The 9,889-nt window shown below is 73.8% G+C and carries 2 protein-coding genes; both read right to left on the reverse strand.

The features are described from left to right. Window positions 1-71: 71 nt before the first annotated feature. Window positions 72-6,491, reverse strand: a complete 6,420-nt coding sequence (locus ACQGNW_RS00500; RefSeq protein WP_426661101.1) for an amino acid adenylation domain-containing protein — start codon at window positions 6,489-6,491, stop codon at window positions 72-74. Then, window positions 6,488-9,730 carry an aminotransferase class III-fold pyridoxal phosphate-dependent enzyme gene (locus tag ACQGNW_RS00505; protein ID WP_426661102.1) on the reverse strand — a complete coding sequence of 1,081 codons (3,243 nt, stop codon included), beginning with the start codon at window positions 9,728-9,730 and terminating at the stop codon, window positions 6,488-6,490. Before ACQGNW_RS00505 ends, ACQGNW_RS00500 begins: the two co-directional genes overlap by 4 nt. Window positions 9,731-9,889: the final 159 nt, after the last annotated feature.

A 9,889-nucleotide genomic window follows, 5' to 3' on the forward strand; every position in this document is an offset into this window, starting at 1 on the left:
TCTTCATCATGGCCACGACGCCCCGCGACGGTGGCGGGCGGGGCGACGTGGCCGGGCGCGCGCGACACGCATCAGCGCAGCCCCAGCAGCCGCCGCAGGCGGTGGCCGAACGGGTTGTTCTGTCCGGCTGCCGCGGGTTCGGGCAGCTGCCCGGCCAGCGTGGCCAGCGTGCCGCTCGCGATGTCCAGCAGGTTGAGCCGCACGCCGGTCTCGCGTTGCACGCGCGCAGCCAGTTCCACCGCCAGCAGCGAGTGCCCGCCCACATCGAAGAAGTTGTCCTGCGGCGACACGGCGGACACGCCGACCAGCTCGCACCACACGGCCGCCAGATAGCGGCGGCGCGGATCGTCGTCCGTGCTGCCGGGCGCCGGGCCGCGCCCGCCCGCCACCGCCGTGGGCAGCGGCAGCGCCTTGCGGTCGAGCTTGCCGTTCGGCGTCTGCGGAAACGCCTGCAGCCGCAGGATATGCTGCGGCCGCATGTAGCCAGGCAGCTGCGCCTCCAGCGCGGCACGCAGGCGCGGCAGCAGCGTGGCTTCCGCCTCGTCGGCGACCACGTAGAGCACCAGGCGCTGGTCGCCGGCGGCGAACTCATGCACCACCGCCGCGGCATCGGCCACCGCGCTGTCCTCGCGGGCGATCGATTCGATCTCGCCAGGCTCGATGCGGAAGCCGCGGAGCTTGATCTGGAAATCGGCGCGGCCGAGGTGCTCGAGGTTGCCGTCGGCACGCCAGCGGCCGCGGTCGCCGGTGCGGTAGAGGCGGGCGCCGGGCAGGTCGGAGAACGGATCGTCGACGAAACGCTCGGCGGTGAGTTCGGGGCGGTGGAGGTAACCGAGCGCCACGCCGGCGCCGCCGATCCACAGCTCGCCGGGCACGCCCAGCGGGCAGGGCTGGCGGCGCTCGTCGAGCACCCACACGGAGGTGTTGGCGATCGAGGTGCCGATGTGGATCGGCTGATCCGGCTCGACCCTGGCGCAGGTGGACCACACGGTGGTCTCGGTGGGGCCGTAGAGGTTCCACAGTTCGGCGCAGCGCGGCAGCAGGGCCGCGGCCAGGTCCGGCGCCAGCGCCTCGCCGCCGCACAGCGCGCGGAAGCGGGCGCTGCCCTGCCAGCCGGCCTGCAGCAGCAGGCGCCAGGTGGCCGGGGTGGCCTGCATCAGGGTGACGCCGTGGTCGGCGAGCAGGGCGGCGAGCGCGCTGCCGTCGAGCGCCTGCTCGCGCGTGGCGAGCACCACCTCGCCGCCGACGCCGAGCGGGCCGAGCAGCTCCAGCACGGCGATGTCGAAGGACAGCGTGGTGACCGCGAGCAGGCGATCGTCGGCGTGCAGCCCGGGCCGTTCGGCCATGCTGGCGAGGAAGTTCGCCACGGCGCGATGGAGGATGGCCACGCCCTTGGGGCGGCCGGTGGAGCCGGAGGTGTAGATGACGTAGGCGATGGAGGACGGATCGACGGCGAGCGCGGGCGCGGAGGTGGGCAGCGCGTCCCAACCGGGCGGCGGGGCGTCGAGCGCGATCAGCGGACGGCCGGGCAGGTCGAAGCGTGCGGCCAGCGACTGCTGGGTGAGCAGGGCGGCGAGTCCGGCGTCGGCGACCATGTAGGCGAGCCGCTCGGCGGGGAAGCCGGGATCGAGCGGCACGTAGCCGGCGCCGGCCTTGAGCGTGCCGAGCAGGGCGGCGAGCATGGCGGGGCCGCGCTCGAGCGCGATGCCGACCAGGTCGCCGGGGCGGACGCCCTGGGCGATCAGGCCGTGGGCGATGCGGTTGGCGCGTTCGTCCAGCGCGCGGTAGCTCAGCGTCTCGCGGCCGCAGCGCAGCGCCGTGCGCTCCGGCGTGGCCGCAGCCTGGCGTTCGAAGGCGCCGTGCATGGTCGATACCGGGATCGCCGCGGCGGTGGCGTTCCAGCGCCGCAGCTGGGCCAGCTCGTCCGCCGGCAGCAGCGACAGCTGGGCGATCGGCCGGCGCGGATCGGCCAGCGCGCTTTCCAGCAGGGTCTCGTAGCCGCGGCGGTAGCGCGCGGCGGTGGCCGGTTCGAAGATGTCGGCGTTGAAGATCATGCCGCCGAGCAGGCGGTGTTCCAGCTCCACGAACCACAGGCCGAGGTCGTGGGCGCTGCCGCGCTGGAACACCGGCAGGCGCTCGTGGCGCAGCCCGCCCCATGAGCACGCGCGTCCGCGCACGTCCTGGTAGGAAAACATTGCCTGCGCCAGTGGCGGCCGGCTCTCGTCGCGCGGCAGCCGCAGCGCCTTGACCAGGTGCTCGAACGGCACGTCCGGGCAGGCGAAGGCGTCGAGCACCACGGTGCGCACCGCGTGCAGGGTGTCCAGGAAGCCGGCCTGCGGGTCGATCGCGAGGCGCAGCGGCAGCGCGTTGACGAAGAAGCCCATCACCGGCTCCAGCTCCACCGCGTCGCGGCCGCGCACGGGCGTGCCCACGATCAGGTCGCGCTGGCCGCCGAGCCGGTGCAGCAGCACGTAGTAGACCGCGAGCAGCACCATGAACGAGGTGACGCCGGCCTGCCGGGCCAGCGCACGCACGGCGTCGAGCCGTGCGGCCGGCAGCTCGACCCATTCGGTGGCGCCGGCGCCGGACATCCGCGTCGGCCGCGTGCGGTCGGCGGGCAGCTCCAGCGGCTCGATGTTGCCCCTGAGGCGTGACAGCCAGTGGCCGAGCTGGCGCTCGAGTTCCTCGCCCTGCATCCACTGCCGCTGCCACGCGGCGAAGTCGCCGTACTCCACCGCGAGCGGCGGCAGCGGATCGGGGCGGCCGGCGCAGAACGCGGCGTACAGCGCGGTCATCTCCTGGTAGAACAGGTCGAATGACCAGCCGTCCCAGATGATGTGGTGGGTCATGAAGAAGAACACGTGTTCCTCTTCGCCCAGCCGGAACAGCCGGGCGCGGAACAGCGGCGGCACGGCCAGGTCGAACGGCTCGGCGATCAGCGCGTCGAGCCGGCGCCTGAGCCAGTCCTCGCGCTCGTTCGCCGGCAGGCTGGAGAGATCCTCCCGCGGCAGTTCCACCTCCAGCGCGGCGTGGATACGCTGCGTCGCGCCGCTCTCGCCGGGTTCGATCGAGGTGCGCAGCACCGGCTGGCGCCGCACCATCGTGCGCAATGCCTGCTCGAAGGCGGCCAGGTTCAGCGCGCCGTGCAGGCGATGCGCCGACGGCGTGTGGTAGGTCACCCGGCCGGGTTGCAGCTGTTCGAGGTACCACACGCGCTGCTGCATCAGCGACAGCGGCGCGTGCTCGCGGTCGGCCAGGCGCGCGATGGCACGCGGCGCCGGCTTGCCGGCTGCGCCGGCTGCGCGGATCGCCGCCGCCAGCCGGGCCACGGTCGGCGCCTCGAACAGGGTGCGCAGCGGCAGTGCCAGGCCGAGGTCGCGGTTGAGCCGCGCGGTGAGCTGCGCGGCGAGCAGCGAATGGCCGCCGCGTTCGAAGAAGTCGTCGTCCAGACCCGGCTCCAGGCCGCCCAGCACGGCGGCCATCGCCTGCGCGACCTGGCGTTCCAGTTCGTCGCGCGGCGCGGCGTGCGCGCCGACCGGCGCGGCGGCGGCGAGCGGCGCCGGCAGGCGGGCGCGGTCGATCTTGCCGTTGGGCAGCAACGGCAGCGCGGGCAGCACCACGAAGTGCTGCGGCAACATGTATTCGGGCAGGCGTTCGCGCAGGCGGCTGCGCAGTGCCGCTTCGTCCACCGGCGTTTCGCTCACCAGGTAGGCCACTAGGCGTGCATCGCCCGGCCGGTCCTCGCGCATGACGACCAGCGCCTGCGTCACCGGCGGCTGGCCGGCGAGCTGCGCTTCGATCTCGCCAGGCTCGATGCGGAAGCCGCGGAGCTTGATCTGGAAATCGGCACGGCCGAGGTGTTCGAGGTTGCCGTCGGCGCGCCAGCGGCCGCGGTCGCCGGTGCGGTAGAGGCGGGCGCCGGGCAGGTCGGAGAACGGATCGTCGACGAAACGCTCGGCGGTGAGCTCGGGGCGATTGAGGTAACCCTGTGCCACGCTTGCGCCGCCGATCCACAGCTCGCCGGGCACGCCCGGCGGGCAAGGCTGGCGGCGCTCGTCCAGCACCCACACCGTGGTGTTTGCCACCGGGCGGCCGATCGAGATGCCGCGTTCGGGATGTTCGACCTTCCACATCGTGGCGTACACCGTGCACTCGGTGGGACCGTAGCCGTTCCATACCGCGCCGCAGCGCGCGAGCAGCGCGGCGGCCAGATCCGGCGCCAACGGTTCGCCGCCCGATACCGCGGTGAAATCGGCGCGCCCTTGCCAGCCCGCGCCCAGCAGAAGCCGCCAACCCGATGGCGTGGCTTGCAGGTACGTGGAGTCGCTGGCCTCGACCAAGCGGCGCAGCGCGGTGCCGTCGCGCGCCTCGTCGCGGGTCGCCATCACCATGCAGGCACCCACGGACAGCGGCAGCATCAGCTCCATGAAGGCGATGTCGAACGACAGCGTGGTCACCGCGACGAGACGATCCTCGGTGCGGATCGACGGTGTCTGCTGCACGGCGTGCAGGAAATTCGCGGTGGCCCGGTGCGGCACTGCCACGCCCTTGGGCTTGCCGGTGGAACCGGAGGTGTAGATCACGTAGGCGATGGTGTCGGGCGTCGCCGCGTCGGCATCGGTCGGCAAGGGCGTGGCCGGCAGCGCCGCCAGTTCTTCCGCCATCGCATCAAGCGCCAGCACTGGGCGACCATGCAGGTCGAAGCGCGAGACATGCGCGCCCTGCGTCAGCAGGACGGCCAGTCCGGAGTCGTCGGCCATGTGAGTGAGGCGTTCGGCCGGGTAGGACGGATCCAGCGGTACGTAGCCGGCGCCGGCCTTGAGCACGCCGAGCACGCTGGCGACGAGGTCAGTGTCGCGATCCAGCGCGAGGCCGACCAGCGCGCCGCGCCGCACGCCACGCGCGCGCAAGGCGTGGGCGATGCGGTTCGCGCGCGCTTCGAGCGCCGCGTAGCTCAGGCTGCCTGTGCCCGCGCGCACGGCCTCGCGTTCCGGGGTGCGCGCGCATTGCGCCTCGAAGTGCTGGTGGGCGAGGCGATTGGCATCGAACGGCGTCGGCGCGGGTTGCAGCGCGGCGAGTTCCTCACGCATGGCCGCATCGGCGATCGGCAAACTGCCGAACTCCGCATCCGGCTGCGCCACGGCGGCGCGCAGCAGGGTTTCGTAGGCGCGCAGCCAGCGGCGCACGGTGGCGGCGTCGAACAGGCCGCTGTTGTACTGGCATTCCAGGCGCAGGCCGCCGTGCTCCTGCACCGCGTTGACGAACAGCTCGAAGTTCTCGTAGCGGCGCGGCACGCTGGCGAAGTCCAGCCGCAGTCCCGGGAAGGCCGCGGCCTCCTGCTCCAGCGCCTGGTCGATGTTGAACAGCACGCTGACCAGCGGCAGGCGGGCCGGGTCGCGCGCGATGTCCAGCTGCTGCAGCAGGCGGCCGAAGGTGCAGCGCTGGTGTTCCAGCGCATCGAGCAGTTCGTTGCTCGCCGCGGCCAGCACCTGCGCGAACGGCAGCGCGGGGTCGGCGCTGCAGCGCAGCGGCAGCAGGTTGACGCCGTGGCCCACCAGGTTGCCCAGGCCCTCGTTCGCCTGCGCCGCCGCAGGGATGCCGAGCACCACCTCGTCCTGTCCGGCCAGCCGGCCGAGCAGGCCGGCGAAACTGCCCAGCAGGACGGCGAACAGGCTCGCGCCGTGGCGCGCACCCAGCTGGCGCAGCGCGCCTACCACGTCGGCATCGAGCAGGTGGTCCTCGCGGGCGGAGGCGAAGCCACGCCGCGGCGGCCGCGGGCGGTCGCCCGGCAGGTCCAGCGCCGGCGCGCGATGCGCGTGGTGCGCCACCCACCAGGCCTCGTCGGCGGCGCTGGCGCGGCGGTCTGCCGGTTCGGCAAGCCGCAGGGCGTAGTCGGCGAACGAGGGCGCCGGCGGCAGCGCCGCACCGCCGGCGCCGGCGCCGCTGCGCAGCCCGTACAGCGCGCCCAGCTCGCGCACGATCACCCACCACGACCAGCCGTCGCAGACCAGGTGGTGCGCACACAGCAGCAGCACGTGCTCGCGCTCGCCCAGGCATACCAGCTCGGCGCGGAACAGCGGGCCGGATTCCAGCTCGAACGGCTGCAGCACGGCAGCGGTGCGGCGTTCCTCCAGCGCGGCGGCGCGTGCGGCCGGGTCGAGCGCGTCCAGCGCGGTCTGCCGCACCGCCAGCGTGACGCCGGCGGCCACGCAGAAGGTCTCGCCGTCGGGGCCGAAGCTGGCACGCAGCGCATCGTGGCGATCGACCAGCGCCTGCAGCGCGTCCAGCAGCGCCGCGCGGTCGAGCGCACCGTGCAGGTGCAGCGCCACCGCCTCGTTGTAGGCCAGCGAGGCCTGTTCGCCGAGCTTGGCGGCCAGCCAGATCTCGCGCTGCGCCTCGGTGCTGGGCACCACGCGCTCCAGTGCGGGACTGGCGAACGGGTCGTAGTCGACCGCCGAAAGGGCGGCGTGCGCATCCATGGGCGTCTTCATGGTTCCACCTTCATGTATTTGCCGGGTCGCTCGGGATTGGGCACGAACCAGCACGGCCGTCCGTCGGGTTCGCGGCCGAGCCGCGCGCCGGGCACGGGCGGCTTGCCGGCGTCCATCACCGTCGGCGCCGTGGTGACGTTGCGCGGCAGGAAGCCGGCATCCTGCAGCTCCAGCACCGACTCCTTGAACGCGCGGGTGATCGCCTGGAAGTCCGCCTCGGTGTGCGCGGTGGTGAAGAAGCAGGGGAAATTGTCCAGGATGTGCACGCCGCGGCTGCGCATCATCGCGAACAGCAGGTCCTGCAGCGGGTGCTCCTCCAGGAACTGGGTGCGCCACAGCGAGGCGAACTGCTTGACCGCGAGCGGTGCGCCCACTTCCACCAGGAAGCCGTTGAGCTCGTCGGCCATCGCCGCGGTGCGCGCGTTGAGCTGCTCCTGCAGCGCGGGGCCGGCGTCGCGCAGGTGTTCGAGCACCGCCTTCGCCGCGGCCAGCGCCAGCGGATGGCGCACGAAGGTGCCGGCGAAGTAGGTGACGCCCACGGTGGGGATCGAGTCGTCGCCGTACTGCCACTGGCCGCCGTCCAGTGCGTCCATGTACGCGCGCCGTCCCGCGATCACGCCGATCGGGTAGCCGCCGCCCACCACCTTGCCGTAGGTGGCGAGGTCGGCGCGGATGCCGAACAGCGCCTGGGTGCCGCCGGGATGGCAGCGGAAACCGGTGACGATCTCGTCGAAGATGCACAGCGCGCCGCTGGCCTCGGTGATCGCGCGCACCTCGCGCAGGAACTCCACCGGGCGGAAGTCCGGCCGCCGGCTCTGCACCGGCTCGATCAGCACGGCGGCCAGCTCGTGCGCACGCTCGCGGATCACCTGCAGCGATTCCGGCGTGCCGTAGTCGAGCACCAGCACGTGCTCGGCGGTGTTGCGCAGGATGCCCGGCGCCGCCGGCACCGCACGCAGCTTTTTCGTGCCGCGCACGATCACTTCGTCGTTGATGCCGTGGTAGGAGCCGGTGAACAGCGCCACGGTCTCGCGCCCCGTCACCGTGCGTGCGATGCGCAGCGCGCCCAGCACCGCCTCCGAGCCGGTGTTGCACAGCGCCGCGCGCTCGTGTCCGGTGAGCTCGCAGAGCAGTCGCGTCACCTCGCCGGCGAGCGGATGTTGCGGGCCGATCTCGTAGCCCAGGTCGAGCTGCCGGCGCACCGCCTCCAGCACGAAGTCCGGCTGCCAGCCGAACAGGCTCATGCCGAAGCCGTTCAGCGCGTCGACGTATTCGTTGCCGTCGAGGTCCCACAGGCGCGCGCCGCGGGAGCGTTCGATCACCAGCGGGTAGACGATCTCCTTGGTCAGCGGGCGGAAGCCGTTGACCACGCGCGGGTCGGCCATGTGCGGGCGATGCGCCTGGGTGTACTCCTTCGACTTGCGCGTGCGTGCCACGTAGCGCTCGACGAAGCGGTCCAGCCGGCCCTGCTGCCGCGGCGACAGCTCGGACTTGCCGGTGTCGATGCGCGCGATCGCGCCGAAGGCCTTCTTCACGTCGTAGCGGGTGTGCGCCAGCGCCGCTTCCTCGTCGGCGGGCGCCGGTACCGCAGCCGCCATCGCCGTCGCGGCTGCGAGCGGCGCGCGTGCCAGTTCGGCTGTGCCGGCCGTGGCCGGCGCCGCCGGCGCGCCGGCCGCGCCGCCGAGCAGGGCCAGTTGCTGGGCCATCAGCTGCATCTGCTGGGCGATCACCTGCTGCACGTAGCCCTCCGGCATGGCGGCGGCTGCCGGCGTCGCTGCCGCCGGCGCTGCGGCCTGCGGCGGGGGCAGCGTCGCGACCGGCGTCGGCATCGGTGCCGGCGTGGCCGGGGCTTCCGGCGGCAGTTGCGCGTCGAGCAGCGCGGCCAGCTGCGCGAAGCTCGCGCAGTCGCCCATCAGCTGGCGGAAGGTCACCGGCACCGCGAACGCCTTGGAGACGTGCAGCGCCACCTGGGTCAGCATCAGGCTGTCCAGGCCCAGTTCGATGAAGTGGCTGGCGGGATCGGCATCGGCGAGGTCGAGGCCGGAGATGTCCTCGAACGCCGCCTTCAGCTGGTCGATCAGGCGGGGCCGGCGATCCATGGACGACACGGCGGGGGTAGGCATGGGCGTTCCTTCGGCAGGCGGCAGCGAGGCGACGGGTACAGGCACGGGTGCGGGTTCGCGCGATGCCGGCGCGGCCTCGACCCAGTGGCGCTGGCGTTCGAACGGGTAGGTCGGCAGCACGATGCGCTGGCGGCGGGCACGCCGGTCGAGCGTCGCCGGGTCGATCCCGACGCCGCGGCACCACGCCTCGCCGGCTGCGGCGAGCAGGCTGGCGGGCTCCGCCGCCGGGTTGTCGGCCAGCGTGGCGAGCGCCTCGACCGCGCCGCGTGCCGCGCCGAGCTGCTGGCGCGCCAGCGTGCTCAGCGTCGCGCGCGGACCGACTTCGAGCAGCACGCGCGCCGGCGCGTCGAGCAGGGTGCGCAGCGCGGCGGAGAAGCGCACCGGCTCGCGCAGCTGCCGTGCCCAGTAGTCCGGCGACATGGCTTCGGCGGCGGCGAGCGGCATGCCGCTCACGCTCGACACGATCGGCAGCGAGGGTTCGCTGCGCGCGGTCGCCGCGACGGCGGCGCGGAACGGCTCGACCGCCGCATCCATCATCGGCGAATGGAACGCGTGCGAGGTGCGCAGCGGGCGGCAGGCGACGCCCTCGCGTTCGAGTTCGGCCTGGAACGCGGCGATCGCGGCAGCGGGTCCGGAAACCACGCAGGCCGTCGGCGCGTTCTCCGCGGCCAGCGCGAGGCCGGCCGGCAGCCGTTCCTGCAGCGCGGTCGCCGCCAGCCGCACCGACAGCATCGCGCCGGCCGGCTGCGCCTGCATCAGCTGGCCGCGCCGCGCGACCAGCCGCGCCGCGTCGGCCGGGGCGAACACGCCGGCCAGCGCCGCCGCGGCGAACTCGCCGACGCTGTGGCCGAGCATCGCGGCCGGCACCACGCCCAGGCTCATCCACCAGCGCGCGAGCGCGTACTCGACGGCGAACGTGGCCGGCTGCATCACCGCGGTCGGCAGCAGCGCGTCGGCGTCGTCGGCGAAGCAGCGTTCGCGCAGGTCGAAGCCGAAGTCGCCGCCCAGCGCATCGGCGCATTCGTCGAACGCGGCGCGGAACACCGGCTCGCGGCGGTGCAGTTCGCGGCCCATGCCGGCGTACTGCGCACCCTGGCCCGGGAACAGGAACACCACGTCGGCGGCCTGCGCCGCGGGGGGGGGCGCCGCCGCGGGCGGCCGGCGCCGCGCGCGCCCCCCCCCGCCCCCCGCGGGGACGCCGGCGGCGGCCCGCGGGCGGCGGTGGGGGGACCCCCGGCGGGCCGGCCCCCGGCGCCCCGCCGCGGCGGCGCGGGT

The sequence above is a fragment of the Rhodanobacter aciditrophus genome (genome assembly GCF_050026795.1).
Lineage (GTDB): Bacteria > Pseudomonadota > Gammaproteobacteria > Xanthomonadales > Rhodanobacteraceae > Rhodanobacter_A.